Genomic DNA, 18,052 nt, shown 5'->3' with positions numbered 1-18,052 from the left:
GGATCAGCCCGCCGTATAGCCGCCATCGGCATAAAGAATATGCCCGGTGTAGAAATCCGACGCCCTGGATGCGAGAAACAGCAGGGGCCCGGCGAGATCCTCCGGTTCGCCCAGACGGCCCTTGGGCACGCGCGCCAGAAAACCGTCCCGCACCGCCGTCGCCTCGGGCGTGTCTTCGAACATCCACGCAGTGAGCGGCGAGCGGAAAACGGTGGGCGCAATGGCGTTCACGGTGATCCCGGTGGGACCGAGCTCGCAGCCAAGCGCTTTGGTCATGCCGTCCACCGCCGCCTTTGACGCGCAATAGGCGGTGTAGCCCGCCGGGTGGCCCAGAAGACCACGGGCGGAGGAGACAAAGACGATCTTGCCACCCGTGCCCTGCGCCTTCATCTGACGGGTCGCGGCCCGCGCAATCAGCCAGGATTGCGTGACATTGGCGTCCATGACGTCGTCGAACGTCTCAGGCGCCATGTCGTCGATCTTGGCCACCTTGTTAATGCCCGAGGCGACCACCAGAATATCGAGTTGACCGAAGGTTTGAACCGTTTTGGTCACCATGTCGGCGCAAGCGGCCTCGCTGTCGGGCCGGGCGTTGATCTGGTGAACGGGGCCGGCGCATGTCGCCGCAACCTCGGCCATCGCAGTCGCATTGCCCGCCGCCAGCACCAGTTTGCAGCCCGCGCCCGATAGGCACTGCGCAGCGACCGCGCCGAAAGCGCCGGAGGCCCCGGTGATCAGCGCCACCTTTTTCGTCACGTCGAACATCGAAAAGGGATTGTCGAGCGCCATGGGTCTACTCCGGCCTTTTGCCGTCGGGATAGGGGATCACGACCAGCATTTTGCAGATATGGTTGGATTTGTTCTCGATGCGCCTCCGTTCACCCGGGGGGATGGTGCAGCTGTCCATCGCGCTCAGAACCGTCTCTGTGCCATCGATCTCCACAGTCATCTCTCCTTCGAGAACGACGTAGACCTTTTCAAAAGGCGTGCTGTCCGGGCCCGCCCCACCGCCGGGCAGGAATTGCGAAAAACCGATCCATTGATTTTCCGGCCCGCCGTCTTCGAACCCCTGCAGCCGCAAGCCTGCGACCCCCCAATGGTTGAGGGCCTCATAGGGCTGTGCCTCGGAGAAACGCTTGAGATGCATCAGAAGGCCTCTCCGGCTTCGATGCGGTAGGCCTGCGCCGTGTCGGTGATCGCAACCAGGCGGATGATGCAGCCATCACCGCGGTCCCAGTTCCAGGGGAAAAAGGCAAAGGTCACCCGTTTGCCGGTCACCGCATCCAGATCACCGCCGACGTTTTCAATGCCCAGGATACCATTGGAGAACAGCGTGTTGTGGACAGGTTCCCATTCCGGGAAGTCATCCTTCCAGTCGTTGCCGCCGGACCATTCCTTATACTCTGCCTCCAGATGGGGCAGGATCGGGCCGTTGCGCTGCGGGCCGATCGCGGTGGCCAGCGGATGGTCGTTGGCCTGAGTATCGTGGCCGACCACCTTGACACCTTTTTCCACCATCCAATCGGCGGCGGATTGCACCAGACCGGGGCAGTAGGCAAAGTAGTCACCGTCTTCATATTGCTTGTGCCAGCCGGTATTGATGATCAGCACATCGCCTTTCCGGATCGCGTGCCCGCAGGCCTGCTCCAGATCGTTGCCGGTGATCGATTCCCACTTCTTCTTGGGGATCGACACCACGATACCGGTGCCAAAGAAATGCGGCAGCGGCACCTCGTCGATAAAGGGCGTGCCCTGCACCACATGTGCCGGCGCGTCGATATGGGTGGTCACATGCATCGTGGTCGTGATGGTCTGGCTCAGCACACCCGACTTTGCCATGTAGTGTTTCCGCTCGATGGCGACGTCTTTGAAGTAGGGCCAGTTCGGGCATTGATAGCCGAACCGGTGGCTGAGGTTCACGAAGTTCAGCCCCATGTCGTTGTTGTCATTTGCCTGAAACTCAATACCGCGGATTTCCACCATGGAGTCACGTCCTCTGTTCACTGCCAGGGCAGTGTTGGTTGGTTTTCGAATGTTCGGTTGGGCCTCCCAGCCTCAGTGCATATTTTGATACACATGCATCGCATAGCGGTCAACAATTAATTGCAATACGGTATTTCTGTATCGTATCGTGGGTTATTTTCTTGACACTGGACGCCACAAACGAGAGAGGTAGGCTGTGACACATCCCCGGAGACTCTATGAAAACTGAAGAATTTGACAGCGGTAGGAGTGGCATCCAGGTGATTTCCCGCGCCGCGACCGTGCTGCGCAGCCTCAAGGAACACCCGGAAGGCCTGAGCCTGGGCCAGATTGCGTCTGAGGTTGGTTTGCCGCGCTCGACGGTCCAGCGAATCGTCGGGGCGCTTCAGACAGAGCGTCTGCTGATTTCAAATGCCTCGGGCGGCGGCGTCAGACTGGGCCCGGAGCTTGGCGCGCTGGCGGAGGCGGCGCGCTACAACACGGCCGAGCAATGCAGATCGCTGCTGAGTGATCTGACGCAGGCGACGGGTGAGACTTCTGATTTGTCAGTTCTGCGCGGGGATAAGATGATTTTCATCGATCAGGTGCCGGGCACGCATCGGCTGCGCACCGTGTCGTCGGTGGGTGAGGTTTTCCCGATCACGACAACGGCCAACGGTCGGGCCTGTCTTGCCAGGCTTCCGCGGGACATTGCCCTTGAGCGCGCGAAATCCGAGGCTCGCCGCGGCGGTGTTGATCTCGATCTCAAAGAGTTTGGTGCGATGCTGGATGAGATCGCGGAAACCGGTCTTGCCTATGACAATGACGAGCATTCTGACGGCATTTCTGCTGTCGGCTTTGCCTTTGAAGACTTCGCGGGAGACCTGCACGCAATTTCGGTGCCGGTCCCGACAACGCGTTTCCTGCGGCAAAAACCCGAGATTGAAGCCGCCGTCCTGCGCGCGGCGCGCGCCGTTGAGAAAGTCATGCAGAGTAATCGTCAAAGGTAGCGATGCAACCGTGATCCGCGGTCACCCTGTGCTGTCAGCATGGCTTTCCGTCCATGAATCTCTGCCTGCAGCGCGCTGACCATCTTTCGCCTGCATTGCAAAGGCCCGTATCTTGATTTTCGCGCTGAATGGAAGCTTTGCAGCCTCTTAGACTGTCCGCATTTTTGTCAATCCGGCGGATTGCATGCGGAAAATGCCAAGAGGCGCTAGGGGGTGGAGTGGCGGAATACTGTCAGATCTTTTCCAAGTTACCGAATTCAGAGGGGTGAACCTGTGTGCCGCATCCATTTCACCATGCGACCTTATAACATGACTTATGTTAATATCTACGTCGCCTTGGTTTTGGAACGTTGACAAAGCCGCATCGTTAAACCGGGAAATTGCCCTCATCAAATGGGTCGTCTTCCGGTTCTTCTGTCGGCGTCGGCGCGGGTGCCGGATCGACAGGCTGCGGGTTTTCAGGAGATACCGGGCTGGGTTGCGGGTCGGTCGGCATTGGCGCTTCGGCGGGCGGCTTTTCCGGTGGCTTTTGCGCGTTTGGGGGAACCATGATGCGTCCTTCGGTGTCGATTTTGCTCTGTATATCTGAGGTTCCGTTGTGCTGACTTGATTGGGATCAAGTCAGCCGGAACTCGTTTGGAGGCAGCCTGCAACAGATCCGCGTTCCGTTCGGCGGCGCAGATCAGCGAAGCGCAAGGTGACCCTAGTGGGCTAACCCTATTGAGTGGTGCGATACCCTTTGGTTCAATCGTATCTCCGATACGATGGGAAGACTGTGTTTTTGAGCAGGCACGGATGTGTCGGTTTTGGTGAGCAAGTCGACTATCTGCTTGGCGCATGTGTTGAAAACGAAGGCGCGGAATTGCTGTGACAGGGTCATCAGCATGTCGAAATCCTGTTGCCGAACGAGCATTGCCTCCACGTCGGTTTCGGCCACAGCTCTTGCAGAACAGTTTTTCAACGCAATCAGGCATGCCTTTTTTGCAACCTGCCCGCCCCCGGAACAGACACTATATCTGGCGCGTCGCCGCCCGTCCAAATCACGCTGTTCTACTTTAAGGGTGCCAGACAACAGCAGGCATATCGTGTCGATATACGCGTTCGGGTCGAGAAGAAATGTGCCCTGAGGCGCATTTATGATGTGTGCCCTTTGCGCGAGAAAATTGAATGTCCTGTCGGAAAAGAATGGGAGCTTTTCCAGGCCTGTGCGGCGTGATGTTTTCAACTGCATGGTCATCATCCGTTTTCGGATGTTGATATGCCAGTTTTGCCGCCGCTTTTTGACATTTATCAACAGCCTGCATGCGTGTTCTGCGAGGATTTTGCAAACTTCATCGGAGATGTCCCAATGAAAATCTATCACCCGAAAACAGGCATTGTGTATTATTCGCGCACCGGACATTCGCGGCGCATTGCCCTCAAGCTGTCCAGTCTCGTGAATGGCAGCCTGATCGAGCTCAAGGCACCGGCCTATACAGCCGGTTTTCTTAGCTATCTGCGCGCCGGTTTTGACAGTGTGCGGCAGCAGTGCGTGCTGGGCCCGCAATCTTTCACGTCACTGACGGAATATGACCGCATTATCCTCTGCGGGCCGGTCTGGACCTCTTATCCTGCCGTACCGTTGCGGGCCTTGCTGCGCTCTGACGTGGATCTGCCCTATACGGTTGCGATGTTTCTGACCAGCGGGGCGCATTCACCGCCGCACAAGGCGTTTACGGCGGGTGAGGCCGATCTGACCCACAGGTTTGCGGCGACAGCATGCGTTTCCAATGCGGATGAAGGCAGCGACGAAGAGGCCCATATCATCAAGCGGTTCCTGAGAGATTTCGAGGATGCGCGCGCGTCTTCTTACGGAACTTGATATCTATCAAGTTGCGCCCGTCCGCTGCCCTGTATCACCCGGGTGAGCAGGAGAAGCCCGTGGCAGACATTATCTTCAAAACGCAAGGTGTCACCAAGGTCTATGACACCGGTGAGCTTAAGGTCTATGCGCTCGATGGCGTCGATCTTGAGCTCTTCAAGGGCGAGTTGACGGTACTGCTCGGCCCCTCGGGCAGTGGGAAATCGACGCTGCTCAACATCCTCGGCGGGCTGGATCATGCAACGGACGGGCGGGTCTGGTTCGATGATCTGGAACTGACGGATATGTCTGACCGGGGTCTGACCCGATACCGCCGCGATCATGTCGGTTTCGTCTTCCAGTTCTACAATCTGGTGCCCAGCCTGACGGCCCGCGAAAACGTGCAGCTGGTAACGGATGTGGCCCCGCACCCGATGCCTGCGGAAGAGGCGCTGGACCTGGTGGGTCTGGGCAAGCGCATGGATCATTTTCCCTCTGAGATGTCAGGGGGCGAACAGCAGCGGGTTGCCATTGCCCGCGCCATCGCCAAACGCCCGCAGATCCTGCTCTGTGATGAACCGACGGGCGCGCTGGACAGTACCACAGGCGTGCAGGTGCTGGAGGTTTTGCGCGACATCAACGAGCGGTTCGGCACCACCACGGTGGTGATCACGCATAACGCGGAAATCCAGCGCATGGCACATCGGGTGATCTTTTTCCAGGATGGCAAGATCAGCGAAACCCGGATCAATGCCGAACGGCTCGCCCCGTCCGAGATTGCGTGGTGATCTGTGATGCAGGCGATTGACAAAAAACTGCTGCGTGACTTCAGACGGCTCTGGATGCAGGCGATTGCCATTGCGCTGGTCCTGGCCTGCGGGGTGGCAATCCTGCTGACCTCGGTGGGGATGTATTCGGCGCTGTCGGAAACCCGGACCGCCTATTACGAGCGTAACCGGTTTGCCGATGTCTTTGTGCACACGACGCGGGCCCCTGAATCGCTACTGCCCGAGATTGCCCGGATCGACGGGGTTCTGAATGTCGAGGCCCGGATTTCAGGCGATGCGATCCTCGATATTCCGGGGCGGGTGAAAACGGCCGTGGGTCGGGTGCTGTCTTACCCCGAAGACCGGGAGCCGGTTCTGAACGTGCCCTTGCTGGTGCAGGGCCGGTTTCCCAATCCGATGGTGACGGATGAGGTTGTGGTCAACGCGCCTTTTGCGGAGGCCAACGGGTTTGAGCCGGGGGACAGTTTCAGCGCCAATCTGCGCGGTCAAAAACGTGAGTTGACGATTGTAGGCACGGTGCTGTCGCCGGAATTTGTTTATACCATCGGGCCCGGTGCCCTGATGCCGGACAACACATCTTTCGGGATCATCTGGATGTCGGAACGGGCGGCTGCGGCGGCCTTTGACATGACGGGCGCGTTCAATGACGTGGCGATTGCGGTGGCTGCGGGCCTGCCCACGGCCCCTGTCATCGATGCGGTGGATGATTTGCTGGAGCCCTACGGCGGGTTCGGGGCGTACGACCGGACCACGCAGCAATCCGATGCCTTTCTGGATGCCGAGATCAGCCAGCTCAAGGGGATGGCCGCGATCCTGCCGCCGATCTTCTTTGGCATCGCGGGGTTTCTGGTCAGCATGGTGCTGAGCCGGATCATCGCGCTGGAACGCAGCGAGATCGGGCTGTTGAAGGCCATCGGATATTCCAACACGGAGGTTTGCCTGCACTATCTGATGCTGGCCGGGCTGATTGCGCTGGCGGGGGTCTTGCTGGGCTGGGGCGCCGGGACGGTGCTGGCCCGCAGCATGGCCAACCAATACGCGCAGTTTTTCAATTTCCCCTTCGTGATTTTCCGGGTGTCTTATTGGGTCTATGCCGCGGCGGGTCTGGCCGGGCTGGCGACCACCAGCCTGGGGGCTGCGCATAGCGCGCTGCAGGCCGCGCGGCTGGCCCCGGCCATCGCGATGCAACCCCCTGCCCCGCCCCGGTTCAAACGCTCGTTCATCGACGAGATGATGGCGCGCCTGCGCCTGACGCAGCCGACGATCATGATCCTGCGCAGCCTCTTGCGCTGGCCCTTGCGCAGCTTTCTGACCTCGCTGGGGCTGGCACTGGCCGTTGCCTCTGTCATTGCGTCGATCTTCATCAATGACGCGCTGAATGAAATCGTCGACCTCGCCTTTTACCAGACCAATCGTCAGGACGCGATGTTGATCTTTTCCGATGATGTCCTTGAAACCACCCTGGAAGAGGCCCGCACCCTGCCCGGTGTCCTGCAGGCCGAAAGCCAGCAGTTTCACACCGCCATCCTGCACAAGGGGCATCTGTCAAAACGCGTGGCCGTCGAAGCGCGCCGCCCCGGCACGGATCTCAGCCGCGTTATCGATGCCTCGGGGCGCCTGATGACGGCGCCGCCAGGCGGGATTCTATTGTCGATCCGTCTTGCCGATCAGCTGGACGTGCAGGCCGGGGATGTGATCGAAGCAGAGTTCCTCAGCGGCAGGCGCGAGGCCTTTGATCTGGTGGTGACCGGGTTGGTGGAGCAGCATTTCGGGCTGGGGGCCTACATGGACCTGGCGTTTCTGAATGCGCTGTTTCGGCAGGCGCCGCAGCTGACGACGGTGAATGTGACGCTGGATGAGCACCAGACGGAGGCGCTGCACAAGGCGATCAAGGAATTGCCCGAACTGTCGGGCCTGATCGAGATGACCGAGAACCGGCAATCGTTTCAGGACACCATCGACCAGAATGTGACCGTGATGAACACCATCTACATCGTGATTGCCGTGCTCATCACCGTCGGCGTGACCTACAACGCCGCGCGTATCCAGCTGTCGGAACGGGCGCGCGAGCTGGCCAGCCTGCGCATCCTCGGGTTCGACCGGGGCGAGGTGTCCTACATCCTCGTGGGGGAAATGATGCTGATCGCCCTGATCGCACAGCCCTTTGGCTGGCTGATCGGGGCATGGATTGCGCGCACGATGACCAACGCCTTTACCAGCGATGTCTATGCCATTCCGCTGGTGTTGCAGCCTGCCACATTTACCAGCGCCAGTCTGGTCGTGCTGACCGCCTCTTTCGTGTCGGTGATGATCGTCCGTCGGCGGTTGGATCGGCTGAATCTGGTCGCCGTCATGAAGACAAGGGAATGAAATCATGGCCTATTCTACACGTACATTGGTTTTGATCGGGTTCGGCGTTGCCGTGGTGTCCGGGCTGGCCTACGTCAGCTTCCGCGAGGATCCGGTGCCTGTGGACCTCGCAGAGGTCACGCGCGGACCGCTGGAAGTGACGATCAATGCCGAAGGCGAAACCGAAGTGCGCGACCTCTTCGAGGTGGCCTCCCCCATTGCGGGCACGGCACTGCGCTCCCCCGTTGAGGAGGGCGACAGGGTGCGGGCGGGTGAAACGGTGGTCGCCATCGTGCAGCCCGCGTCCTCGGGCCTGTTGGACGCCCGCACCCGGCTGCAGGCTGAGGCCACTCTGCAGGAAGCCTTGGCAGCGCGTCACGTGGCGCAGGCGGATTTGCGACAGGCCGAGGAAACCCTGAGCTTTGCCCGGTCGCAATTCGACCGCACGCAGGCCCTGGTCAACCGGGGTGTCGCCTCGATCACCAAGCTGGAGGATGACACGCAGCGTCTGGCGGTTGCCGAGGCCGCCGTGCAGGCCGAAGAGGCGCGGATCGAAATGGCGCAAGGCACGATCGAACGCGCGCGGGCGAGCCTGCTGGAGACCGATGAAACGGACCACCGGCCTGCCAGCTGCTGCGTTGAACTGAGGGCCCCGGCGGATGGTGTCATCCTGTCTGTGGGTGCCATCAGTCAACGCCCGGTGTCCATCGGCACCCCGCTGGTCAGCATCGGCGATCCGGAAGACCTCGAACTGGTGGCCGACATCCTGTCCCATGATGCGGTCCGGTTGGAGGCCGGGGCGCTGGCCTATGTCGAACGGTGGGGCGGTGACAAGACCCTTCAGGCCCGGCTTGACCGTATCGACCCCAAGGCGCGCACCAAGGTTTCCGCTCTGGGCATCGAAGAGCAGCGGGTGGACGCCTATTTCACCCTGACCAGCCCGCGCGCGGATCGGCCCAATCTGGGGGACGGCTTCTCCGTCTTTCTCAGGATCGTCGAATGGCATGCGGATGATGTGCTGCAAATGCCGCTGAGTGCCGCCTTTCGGGATGGGGCGGATTGGGCCGTGTTCGTCTCGAACGGCGGGGTGGCAGAGAAACGGACCGTGACGCTGGGCCGCCGCAATGCGCGGATGACCGAGGTTCAGGGGGGTCTGGACCCCGGTGAACAGGTCGTCACCCATCCCAGCGATGCCATTTCAAGTGGCGTCACCCTCGTTGAAAGGTCGCAACTATGACGGATGCATCCGCAAAACAGCACAAGCTTGACCCCAAGTGGCATGCCGCCTTTGGTCAGCTGACCGGTGGGTTGTCCCCGGCGGCGCTGGCCACGGCCTATCTGGATTGGTCGCTTCACCTGATGGCCTCGCCGGACAAGCAATCGGACCTGCTGAAACTCGCGATATCGCCTGCCGCCGATGCCGATTTTTCGCAGGACCCGCGGTTCCGTCACCCGGCGTGGCAGATGTTTCCCTATAATCTGGTCGCACAAGGGTTCATGACCGCGCAGAACTGGTGGGATACGGCAACCACCGGCATGCCGGGGGTGGACCCGAAACATGCCGAGATCGTGCATTTTGCCGTGCGGCAGTGGCTGGATGTGCTTTCGCCTGCGAATTTCGCGGGCAGCAATCCACAGGTTCTGGAGCGAACGCGCGAGGAGCTGGGTCAGAACCTTGTCCGGGGCGCGCGCTATTGGATGGAAGATTTCAACCGGCTGATCTCCAACCAGCCGCGCCGCCCGAGTACATATGCTGTTGGCGAGGACCTTGCGACCACGCCGGGCGATGTAGTGTTCCGCAACGACCTGATCGAGTTGATCCGTTATCATCCGACAACGGATAGAGTGCGCCCGGAACCGATCCTGATCGTGCCAGCGTGGATCATGAAGTACTATATTCTGGACCTCACGGCGCAGCGGTCCCTGGTGGCCTATCTGCGCGATCAGGGGTTCGAGGTCTTTATCCTCTCGTGGAAGAACCCGGATGAGGAAGATGCCGGATTGTCGATGCAGGATTATGTCGATCTGGGTGTTCGGGCCGCTGTGGCGCAGATCAAATCTATGGGCGCCAAAAGGCTGCATGCCGCCGGCTACTGTCTGGGGGGCACATTGCTGGCGATCACGGCGGCGGCGATGGCGCGCGACGGTGATGACACGCTGCGCACGGTCAGCCTGCTGGCCTCTCAGGTTGATTTTTCCGAACCGGGGGAATTGGGCCTCTTCATCAATGAAAGTCAGATCGCGTTCTTGGAAGACATGATGGCGACGCGCGGATATCTCGAAGCGGATCAGATGGCCGGGGCGTTTCAGCTGTTGCGCTCCAACGATCTGATCTGGAGCCGGGTCATACGGCACTATCTTCTGGGGGAACGCACGGCGGACAACCCGCTGATGGCTTGGAATGCGGATGCGACCAGAATGCCGGCGGGGATGCATTCGGAATACCTCAGACGGCTGTTTCTGAACAATGATCTGGCCAAGGGCAGGTTCGAGGTCGACGGCGTTGCCATTGCCCTGACGGATATCCGCGCGCCGATCTACAGCGTGGCGACCGAAAGCGATCACGTATCGCCTTGGACATCGGTTTTCCGGCTGTCCTTGCTGACCGATACCGATGTCACCTTCGTGCTGGCCAACGGCGGGCATAACGGCGGTATCCTGTCCGAGCCCGGTCATGCGGGTCGGCATTTTCGCCACGGGCACAAGGTGGAAGGCGACGCTCACGTCACGGCGCAGGATTGGTTTGACCGGCAATCTCCGCAAGACGGGTCGTGGTGGGAACACTGGTCTGCATGGCTGAAAAAACAAAGCGGCGATCCTGAAGATCCCCGCTCGTCACGCATCAGCGTTTTGGACAAAGCGCCGGGGCGCTATATTTTTGGCTAGGACTTGCCGTCCTGATCCTTGAGGTTTGCCGCAAAGGTTTTGGTTCCCATCTCGACCAGTTTGCCGGTTTCGGCCTGGTATTGGTCCAGCGCTTTCTGGACGAATTCGGTCTGGATCGTCTGTAGGTCTGTCATGTTCTTGCACTGCAGAATCGCATGCTGTGTTTTCACGTCTTCCTTGATCCGTTCCGCGATGAAACTGGCCACTTCAGCCCCCATGTCGCCCATGGTTTCGAGCCACGCATTGCTCATGCCGACCATGTTTCCAAGCCCGGCTTCCTGCAATTGGGTGAACGCGGCCAGGGGTGCTTCGCTCAGGGATGAGGGTGATTTCTCCGCTTTGTTTGCCATGTCTGGTCCTCCAGTTTGGGGTAGCGCATCCCAAGTCTAGGTCCGAAGGCCCCTGCCTGATTGACATTGCTCAATCCCAAGCATCGCACGTGGCGCACATCGGCGGGCAGGCGCCGGTGCGGCAACTGCGGATCGTCACAAGCGCCCGGCCTCTTGAGAAAAGTCAATGAACACGCGCTGTTCACCGCTAGTCTGGTGGCCAAAGACGAGGCGGCTTATGTTCTCAAACGCAGTCAAACTCTTTTCGATCAACGGCTTCGATATTAAGCTGGACCCAAGCTGGCTTCTCATCGCCGCGCTGATCACCTGGACCCTGTCTCAGGGATACTTCCCAGCCATCTTGCCACATCAGAGCACGGGTACCTATCTGGCCATGGCCCTGATCGCGATGCTTTGCTTCTTCGCCTCACTTTTGCTGCACGAGCTTGCCCACTCCGTTGTCGCGCGCCGTCTGGGTGTGCCGATCAAGGGGATCACGCTTTTCCTCTTTGGCGGTGTGGCGGAGCTGGAGGCCGAGCCGCGTTCGGCAGCGGTGGAGTTTTGGGTGGCGCTTGCCGGTCCGGTGATGAGCCTTGCGCTGGCGCTGGGGTTCTGGATCCTTGCACAGCTGTCGGAAACGCTGGCGGCCGCGACGCCTGTGTCGATGGTGCTTGGCTATCTCGCGCTGATCAATCTGATCCTGGCGCTTTTCAACCTCGTGCCTGCGTTCCCCCTGGACGGCGGGCGGGTGTTGCGCGCCTATCTCTGGCACCGCAAGGGGGACGTGCTGGCCGCTACCGAAACGGCGGCGCAATCAGGTACGATCTTCGCCTATGTGCTGATGGGATTTGGCCTGGTGGCGCTCTTCAACGGGGCGCTGATTGCCGGGCTGTGGCAAATCATGATCGGGTTTTTTGTCCTGATGGCAGCGCGCGCAGCCTATCAGACCCAACTGGCCAAGGTCGCGTTTGACCACAAGACGGTGGCTGCCCTGATGCAACGCGACCCGATCGTGATCAGCCCGGAGATGACGCTGTCGGAATTCGTGAACCGCATCATGCTGCGCCACAACGTCAGTTTTGTGCCGGTTGTCGAAGACGGGGTTCTCCTGGGTCATATGGATCAGGCAGTGCTCGCAGGGATTGACCGCGAACACTGGTCCAACACCCGCGTGGGTGATGTTTTTGCTGGGCTGGATGGACAGGCCTCGATTTCAGGCGAGATGCCGGTGCAGGACTTGATGGTGCGGATTGCCGACACCGGGCGGCGCAAGTTCCTCGTCGTTGACGGGCATCAGCTGATGGGTGTCATTTCGCTGGCCGATCTGACCCGCTACCTGCGCCTTTCCGACCTCGTTCGCCACCGGTAAGGCAAACCGAGATTCAGGCCACCGAGAGGCAGGCGCAATGTGCCAGATGGTTGATGCGTTGCGTGGTGCTGCCGAGAACAAGGCCGGAGATACTGCTCAGACCGCGCCGTCCGGTGACGATCAGATCGGCCTGAATGTCCTCTGCATGCGCCAGGATTTCAGTGGCGGCATCGCCATGCGGCATATGTGTTTTCACCGATTTGCATCCCATGTCGTCGGCGATTTTCACGCCGTTGTCCAACACCTGCTGACCGGCTTCTTCGATTTGCGCAAAGGTCGGCTTGTCGATCGCGGCGTGGTACTCGGCCACGGCACCCATGGAAAATGCGGCTGTTTCAGCGTGCGGCACGTGCAGAATGGTGACCGTACCCGAATAGTGTTTGGCCAGATCACAGGCGATGCGCAGGGCCCGTTCTGCCTTGTCCGAGCCATCCATGCCCACAATAATTTGTCTGAACATCCATCTGGTTCCTTCTTGTGGTCGACAGCTTTGCGCGCTCTAGAGTTCGGGGAGGCGCCAGAGTGTTTTTTCACAGCGCTGCAGGGCGGCATTGAGGAATATCAATTCAGACTTGCGCCTTTGGACGACCTTTTGGCAGGCTGATCGAAAAGCGATGATTTGAATGGGTAACGACGATCAGGAAAACGGGCTTTTGCATGCCATTCTGGAAATGGCGGCGGATGCGATGGTTGTGTCCGACCAGCGGGGTATGATCACACGCGCCAATCCCGCAGCCTGTCGCCTGTTTCAATACGATGCGGAGGCGCTGATCGGGCAAAGCGTCAACGTCCTGATGCCTACGGCGCTGGCGGATTTGCATGACGGGTTCATGGCGCATCACGTGAAGACCGGAGAAGAGCGTATCATCGGTGTCGGCCGTGATGTGGAGGGTCAGAAAAAGGACAAATCCGTCTTTCCGCTGCATATTGCCGTCAGCTACGCGGATGTTTCGGGCCAGCGCATGTTTGTTGCGATCATGCATGACCTGACGCAGGACAAGGCAACGCAGCATGCCCTCTCCCGCTCGCAGCGGCTGGATGCGATTGGCCAGATGACGGGTGGCATCGCGCATGATTTCAACAACCTGCTGACGGTTGTAATCGGCAACCTGGAACTGCTTGAGATGCGCGGGGCAAATGATCGACAAATGGCGCTGATCAAGGATGCGCTCGATTCCGCCGAACTGGGGGCCGATCTCACGGCGCGGCTGATGGTCTTTGCGCGACGCAGCAATCTTAAGCCGGTCGAGACCGATCTGCGCGTTTTGTGTGAAGAAACGCTGGCCATTCTCAGGCGCACGCTGGGGGCCAACACGCGCATCAAGACAAATTTTGCGCCCGACCTGAACCCGGTGATGATCGACCCTGTTCAGTTGCAATCGGCCCTGATGAACCTGGCGCTGAACGCCCGCGATGCGATGGGGCCGAATGGCGAGCTTCTTGTGTCGCTGTCCAATGTGACCATCGACGACACCTACATGGCGCAGGAAACCGACATCAAGCTTGGCGATTACGTCCGGCTGTCGGTCAGTGACAATGGCGCAGGCATGAGTGTCGAGGCACAGCAGCGTGCGTTCGAGCCGTTTTTTACCACGAAGTCGGAGAGTGGCGGGACGGGTCTGGGGCTGGCCATGGTCTATGGCTTCGTGCGCCAGTCGGGCGGGCACATAACCCTCTATAGCGAGCTTGGCCATGGGACGAGCTTTGGCCTCTACTTCCCCGCAGTCCCTGTCCATGATGACCTGTCTGACGCGTCTGGTGACACGAAGGCCCGGCGTGATCTGCCCCTTGGGCACGGTGAAACGGTCCTTGTGGTCGAAGACAATCCGAAAGTGCGCAAGCTGTCGGTCGAACGCATTCGCGACCTGGGGTTCAGGACCGAAGAAGCCAGCACCGGTGACGAGGCCTACAGGATGCTCACCAATGGCATCCGTGCTGATGTCCTCTTTTCGGATCTGGTCATGCCGGGTGCGCTCAACGGATATGACCTCGCCGCCAAGGTGACGTCTGAGTTCCCGCATCTCAAGGTGCTGCTGACCTCCGGATACGCAAGCGATGTGGTGACGGATGCAATGGCGCGCGGCCAGAGTTACGATATCCTGCGCAAACCCTATCGCCAATCTGACCTGGCGCAGCGGCTTCAGGCGCTTTTGGCAGACCGTTCCGAAGGATGAACCGAATGCACGTCGCAGGCAAAGGTATAGCCCACGCCACGCACCGTCTTGACCAGTTTCGGGTTTGACGGATCACGTTCGATCTTCTTGCGCAGTCGGGCGATCTGGTTGTCGACCGTCCGGTCCAGCGGGCTCCATTCCACGCCCCCGGTCAGATCCATCAGCTGATCCCGCGACAGCACCCGCTTGGCACGCTCCAGAAAGACCATCAGCAGCTTGAAATCGCCGCTGGTCAGTCCGCAGTCCGCCCCGGACCTGTCCAGCAGCTCAAGGCGGTCTGGAATAGCCGTCATGCCATCAAAGCAGAACTCCGGGCTTTCGGCGGTGTTGGCATCGACCAAAATGGCTTGCTGTGTGGTGTCCGCGGTTCTGCGCAGCACACTTCTGATCCGGGCGATGACTTCGCGCACATGGAAAGGCTTGGTGATGTAGTCATCCGCGCCAATCTCCAGACCGACGACGCGGTCTATGATATCGTCCTTGCCGGTGATCATGATGATCGGCACATCGGACAGGCGCCGGATGTCCCGCGCCAGCTCCAGACCATTGTCCGCGCCCAGATGGATATCCAATGTGATCAGGGTGATGCAGGAAGACTTGACCAGATCCATGACCTGACGGGCGTTTTCCGCTTCGAGAACGGAATAGCCCTCGTGTTCCATCACGTTGCGCAGAAGCGTGCGGATCTTTGCATCGTCCTCAACAACAAGAATTTTCTGATCTGACATAGTCTGCGTCCCCGGCCCTGCTTGATGTGGCCTCTTGCCATCTCAATTTAGTACGAAGGTTCGGCGCCAAATAGTGTCTCATACAAAATGATACAAAATCTTGCAGGAGCAGGATAAGCGAAAATACAAGGACTGTCCAAGTTGGCGCCCAATTCCTCGGGGGGCCTGCAAGGATGTATGTCACAATTCCAAAAGAACACGCCGAAACCACGCCCGCAGTCCCGCTTGAAAGCGCCTGCGTCAAATGTCCCGAAGCGCGCCTGAAAGCCGGCTCATACGTCTACTTCGAAGGGGACCCGGTGGTCTGGCTCTACCAGATCACCACCGGTGTGTTGCGGCTGACCCGGCTGTTGGAAGATGGCCGCCGCCAGGTGATCGCCTTTGGATATCCCGGCGATGTCGTGGGCTTTCCGGCCGGCGGGCTGCACCACACGGATTGCGAGGTGCTGGTGGATGCGCGCCTGCAACCCTATCGCAGATCCGCGCTGGAAAATGGCGAAGGCGATCCGAAACTGCATCAGGAACTGCTGCAGGCCGCGCTGCGCGAGATCAGCGCGATGCAGGATCATTTCATGATGCTCGGGCAGAAATCAGCGCTGGAAAAAGTGGCGTCCTTCCTGTGTATCCTGTCTGACCGGGTGGGTCAGGATGTGGCAGGGCACAGGCAGGTGGACCTGCCGATGAGCCGCGCCGATATCGCGGATTTCCTCGGGCTGACGACGGAAACGATCAGCCGCACTTTTACCCAGCTGCGCAAGTCTGAGACCATCGCGATCGACAACATTCACACGATCATCATTCTGCGCCCGAAAGCGCTGCTTGCGCTGTCGCTCGGGGATCGCGGACGCTAGAGGGACGATGCCGCTAGGGTGCTGACCACAGGGCCCGAATGGCCATGGGTAGATTGGCCCGGACGTCTTCGATTTCACCCTGGGTCAGACGGGCATTCAGCAGGTCAAACACACAACGAATGTCTTCGGGGCCGCGGTACTCCTCGGCCTCGCGCATCTGGCTGTCGATGGCGTTTTTGAACTCCTCGGCATTACGGTCCTTGATCGGTGTGTGTTTGGGCACCCAGCCTTCGAAAAACATGCCTCGCACCAGCAAGGGCAACTGCGCGGAGAACTGCGCCAGTTCATTGGGCAAAAGGTGGTCGCGCACGCGGTGCAGGGTCAGGCGGAGCAACCGCAGGGCGCTGCGTTTCGAGGACCAGTCCAGCAGGGCGGCCAGTTCATTGATCCATTCATGGGTCAGCTGAACGGTGTGATCGATCACTTCCAAACCTTGTGCTGACATATGCGCGCTCCTTTCCGGGATCAGTCTTCGATGGGTTTCATATCAATATCAAAGGCCTGACCCGGGTTGCCGATCAGGTATTGAAACACCGCATGGGTCATGGCGCCGATACCCAGCAACACAAGCGTGTAGTTCGCCACCCATCCAAAGAAGGGGATGAAATTCAGCAGTGCGACAAAGATGATCGCCACGGCAAAGACCAGCAGGCGCGCGACATTGCCGGGGTCTTGGTCACCCCCGAACCCGGTCCAGATACGCATCGCAACGCTATAGGCGCCCAATGCGTATCCAAGCGTCCATGTAACGATGATGCCCAGCACCGCAATCGGAACAAAGGGTAGCCCAACGAGCGTCAGACCGGTGATGGGTACCATGCCAAACAGGATGGACAGGCCAATGATGCCGAGCAGCATGGTCTGACCGGGCGCTGTGGCAATGCTCTGGTGCATCTTTTCCAGGCGTTTGGGCATGAAGGTCAGCATCAAGGTGCCCAAGACCATAAAGAACAGCAGCGAGATGACAAAGGCGCTCAACAGGGACGCAAAGGTGGGCAAGACGGGCATGTCCTTGCGCATCTCGCTCCATTCCTTCCAGACATCGCGATCCACTGCCCGTTCAAACACCACCCGTTCGGTCGGGGCGACACGCTCGGGCACCGAAAGTCTTTCCCGCGTGCTGTAGGTCAGGGTTCCGCCGACAACCGCGTTCGGACCGAAGGAGATGGATTTTGCCAGAATACGCGCATCCCCCTCAATCGGCGCGTTCAGGATGACATCACGCGCGGCGATTAGCAGCGCGCCCTCGACCCTGCCTTCAATGGTGACGGAATTGCCGAACAGGCGCGCGTTCCCGCTTGTTTCAGAGCTGCTTTCCGTGCGCACCGAAAAACCACCCGCCGTCAGATCCTGGGCGACGGCGCTGCGGATGATCACCGTGCCCCCAAAGGCATAGAGATCTTCGGCGGTATCGGCCTGCACGGAGACATCCATCCCGGTGACATGCAGATCCCCCTGCGAAACACCGCGGGCAACCGCCGAGCGCGCGGACAGAAACGTATCGCCGCGTGTATCAATCGTTTCGCTGACGACCGATCCGGAAAAGAACGTGTCGCTGCCGTTTTGGGCAGAAACCGTCTCGGACCAGAGCGGCGAGCCGCTCCCAAGGACGGCGACAAGGGTCAGCGCGTATCTGAGCAACAGCATGGGATGCTCCTCCAATCAGACTGCAGTCGCCTATGAGCTACCGCAGGCAGGAGGCTGTGGATTGATCGGAATCAATCGCACGAGACACTGGTTTGCTAGGACACCGGCGACACATTCCC

General features: G+C 59.7%; 19 protein-coding genes. 9 read left to right on the top strand and 10 right to left on the bottom strand.

The window, feature by feature from the left end; genetic code table 11:
* Positions 1–3: 3 nt before the first annotated feature.
* From Q1A52_RS21880 to Q1A52_RS21870, 3 genes are read right to left on the bottom strand one after another with little or no spacing between them, the layout of a single operon-like run.
* Complete coding sequence (locus Q1A52_RS21880) at positions 4–789, bottom strand: SDR family oxidoreductase (protein WP_300019879.1); 786 nt, start codon at positions 787–789, stop codon at positions 4–6.
* A gap of 4 nt (positions 790–793) precedes the next feature.
* Positions 794–1,147, bottom strand: coding sequence for a cupin domain-containing protein (locus Q1A52_RS21875; RefSeq protein WP_300019878.1), 354 nt, complete (start codon positions 1,145–1,147; stop codon positions 794–796).
* Entirely contained in the window at positions 1,147–1,983 is an 837-nt protein-coding gene (locus Q1A52_RS21870) for a cyclase family protein (protein ID WP_300019877.1), read from the bottom strand. Before Q1A52_RS21870 ends, Q1A52_RS21875 begins: the two co-directional genes overlap by 1 nt.
* 218 nt (positions 1,984–2,201) lie before the next feature.
* On the opposite strand from Q1A52_RS21870, the gene Q1A52_RS21865 reads away from it, so the two are divergent.
* Complete coding sequence (locus Q1A52_RS21865) at positions 2,202–2,972, top strand: IclR family transcriptional regulator (protein WP_300019876.1); 771 nt, start codon at positions 2,202–2,204, stop codon at positions 2,970–2,972.
* Between the two features lie 367 nt (positions 2,973–3,339).
* Here Q1A52_RS21865 and Q1A52_RS21860 read toward each other — a convergent pair whose 3' ends face one another.
* Positions 3,340–3,522 carry a hypothetical protein gene (locus Q1A52_RS21860; RefSeq protein ID WP_299832163.1) on the bottom strand — a complete coding sequence of 61 codons (183 nt, stop codon included), beginning with the start codon at positions 3,520–3,522 and terminating at the stop codon, positions 3,340–3,342.
* 153 nt (positions 3,523–3,675) lie between these two features.
* Entirely contained in the window at positions 3,676–4,266 is a 591-nt protein-coding gene (locus Q1A52_RS21855; RefSeq protein ID WP_300019875.1) for a cyclic nucleotide-binding domain-containing protein, read from the bottom strand.
* A gap of 54 nt (positions 4,267–4,320) precedes the next feature.
* On the opposite strand from Q1A52_RS21855, the gene Q1A52_RS21850 reads away from it, so the two are divergent.
* The 5 genes from Q1A52_RS21850 to Q1A52_RS21830 are packed head-to-tail and all read left to right on the top strand — an operon-like array spanning position 4,321 to position 10,835.
* Complete coding sequence (locus Q1A52_RS21850) at positions 4,321–4,833, top strand: hypothetical protein (protein WP_300019874.1); 513 nt, start codon at positions 4,321–4,323, stop codon at positions 4,831–4,833.
* Between the two features lie 59 nt (positions 4,834–4,892).
* On the top strand, positions 4,893–5,600 hold the full coding sequence (locus tag Q1A52_RS21845) for an ABC transporter ATP-binding protein (RefSeq protein WP_300019873.1): 708 nt from the start codon (positions 4,893–4,895) through the stop codon (positions 5,598–5,600).
* 6 nt (positions 5,601–5,606) lie between these two features.
* A complete protein-coding gene (locus Q1A52_RS21840; protein ID WP_300019872.1) occupies positions 5,607–7,970 on the top strand; it encodes an FtsX-like permease family protein in 2,364 nt (787 codons plus the stop codon).
* 4 nt (positions 7,971–7,974) lie between these two features.
* The gene (locus tag Q1A52_RS21835) at positions 7,975–9,186 is read left to right on the top strand and encodes an HlyD family efflux transporter periplasmic adaptor subunit (RefSeq protein WP_300019871.1); all 1,212 of its coding nucleotides are present in this window, start codon (positions 7,975–7,977) and stop codon (positions 9,184–9,186) included.
* Positions 9,183–10,835 (top strand): alpha/beta fold hydrolase, encoded by a 1,653-nt coding sequence (locus Q1A52_RS21830; protein WP_300019870.1) that lies wholly within the window; start codon positions 9,183–9,185, stop codon positions 10,833–10,835. The genes Q1A52_RS21835 and Q1A52_RS21830 overlap by 4 nt, the downstream gene beginning before the upstream one ends.
* Here Q1A52_RS21830 and Q1A52_RS21825 read toward each other — a convergent pair.
* Positions 10,832–11,185: a phasin family protein gene (locus Q1A52_RS21825; protein ID WP_300019869.1), complete on the bottom strand. Its 354-nt coding sequence runs from the start codon at positions 11,183–11,185 to the stop codon at positions 10,832–10,834. The genes Q1A52_RS21830 and Q1A52_RS21825 overlap by 4 nt on opposite strands.
* A gap of 217 nt (positions 11,186–11,402) precedes the next feature.
* Here Q1A52_RS21825 and Q1A52_RS21820 point away from each other — a divergent pair, with 217 nt between their 5' ends.
* Positions 11,403–12,533 (top strand): site-2 protease family protein, encoded by a 1,131-nt coding sequence (locus Q1A52_RS21820; RefSeq protein ID WP_300019868.1) that lies wholly within the window; start codon positions 11,403–11,405, stop codon positions 12,531–12,533.
* A gap of 13 nt (positions 12,534–12,546) precedes the next feature.
* Here the strand turns inward: Q1A52_RS21820 and Q1A52_RS21815 are convergent, their stop codons facing one another.
* The gene (locus tag Q1A52_RS21815) at positions 12,547–12,993 is read right to left on the bottom strand and encodes a universal stress protein (RefSeq protein WP_300019867.1); all 447 of its coding nucleotides are present in this window, start codon (positions 12,991–12,993) and stop codon (positions 12,547–12,549) included.
* Between the two features lie 163 nt (positions 12,994–13,156).
* Here Q1A52_RS21815 and Q1A52_RS21810 point away from each other — a divergent pair, with 163 nt between their 5' ends.
* The gene (locus Q1A52_RS21810; RefSeq protein WP_300019866.1) at positions 13,157–14,707 is read left to right on the top strand and encodes an ATP-binding protein; all 1,551 of its coding nucleotides are present in this window, start codon (positions 13,157–13,159) and stop codon (positions 14,705–14,707) included.
* Here the strand turns inward: Q1A52_RS21810 and Q1A52_RS21805 are convergent.
* Entirely contained in the window at positions 14,674–15,435 is a 762-nt protein-coding gene (locus Q1A52_RS21805; RefSeq protein WP_300019865.1) for a response regulator, read from the bottom strand. The two genes, Q1A52_RS21810 and Q1A52_RS21805, sit on opposite strands and share 34 nt — an antisense overlap.
* A 173-nt stretch (positions 15,436–15,608) precedes the next feature.
* On the opposite strand from Q1A52_RS21805, the gene Q1A52_RS21800 reads away from it, so the two are divergent.
* Positions 15,609–16,286, top strand: coding sequence for a helix-turn-helix domain-containing protein (locus Q1A52_RS21800; protein WP_195822684.1), 678 nt, complete (start codon positions 15,609–15,611; stop codon positions 16,284–16,286).
* A gap of 13 nt (positions 16,287–16,299) precedes the next feature.
* Here the strand turns inward: Q1A52_RS21800 and Q1A52_RS21795 are convergent, their stop codons facing one another.
* Both Q1A52_RS21795 and Q1A52_RS21790 read right to left on the bottom strand, forming a co-directional pair.
* On the bottom strand, positions 16,300–16,731 hold the full coding sequence (locus tag Q1A52_RS21795; RefSeq protein WP_300019864.1) for a DUF2267 domain-containing protein: 432 nt from the start codon (positions 16,729–16,731) through the stop codon (positions 16,300–16,302).
* A gap of 20 nt (positions 16,732–16,751) precedes the next feature.
* Positions 16,752–17,933 carry a hypothetical protein gene (locus Q1A52_RS21790; RefSeq protein WP_300019863.1) on the bottom strand — a complete coding sequence of 394 codons (1,182 nt, stop codon included), beginning with the start codon at positions 17,931–17,933 and terminating at the stop codon, positions 16,752–16,754.
* Positions 17,934–18,052: the final 119 nt, after the last annotated feature.

This window comes from uncultured Roseobacter sp., from assembly GCF_947488185.1.
Taxonomy (GTDB): Bacteria; Pseudomonadota; Alphaproteobacteria; order Rhodobacterales; family Rhodobacteraceae; genus Roseobacter.
Note: the sequence above shows the minus strand (reverse complement) of the source record. Positions and strands in the feature narration are given on the sequence as shown.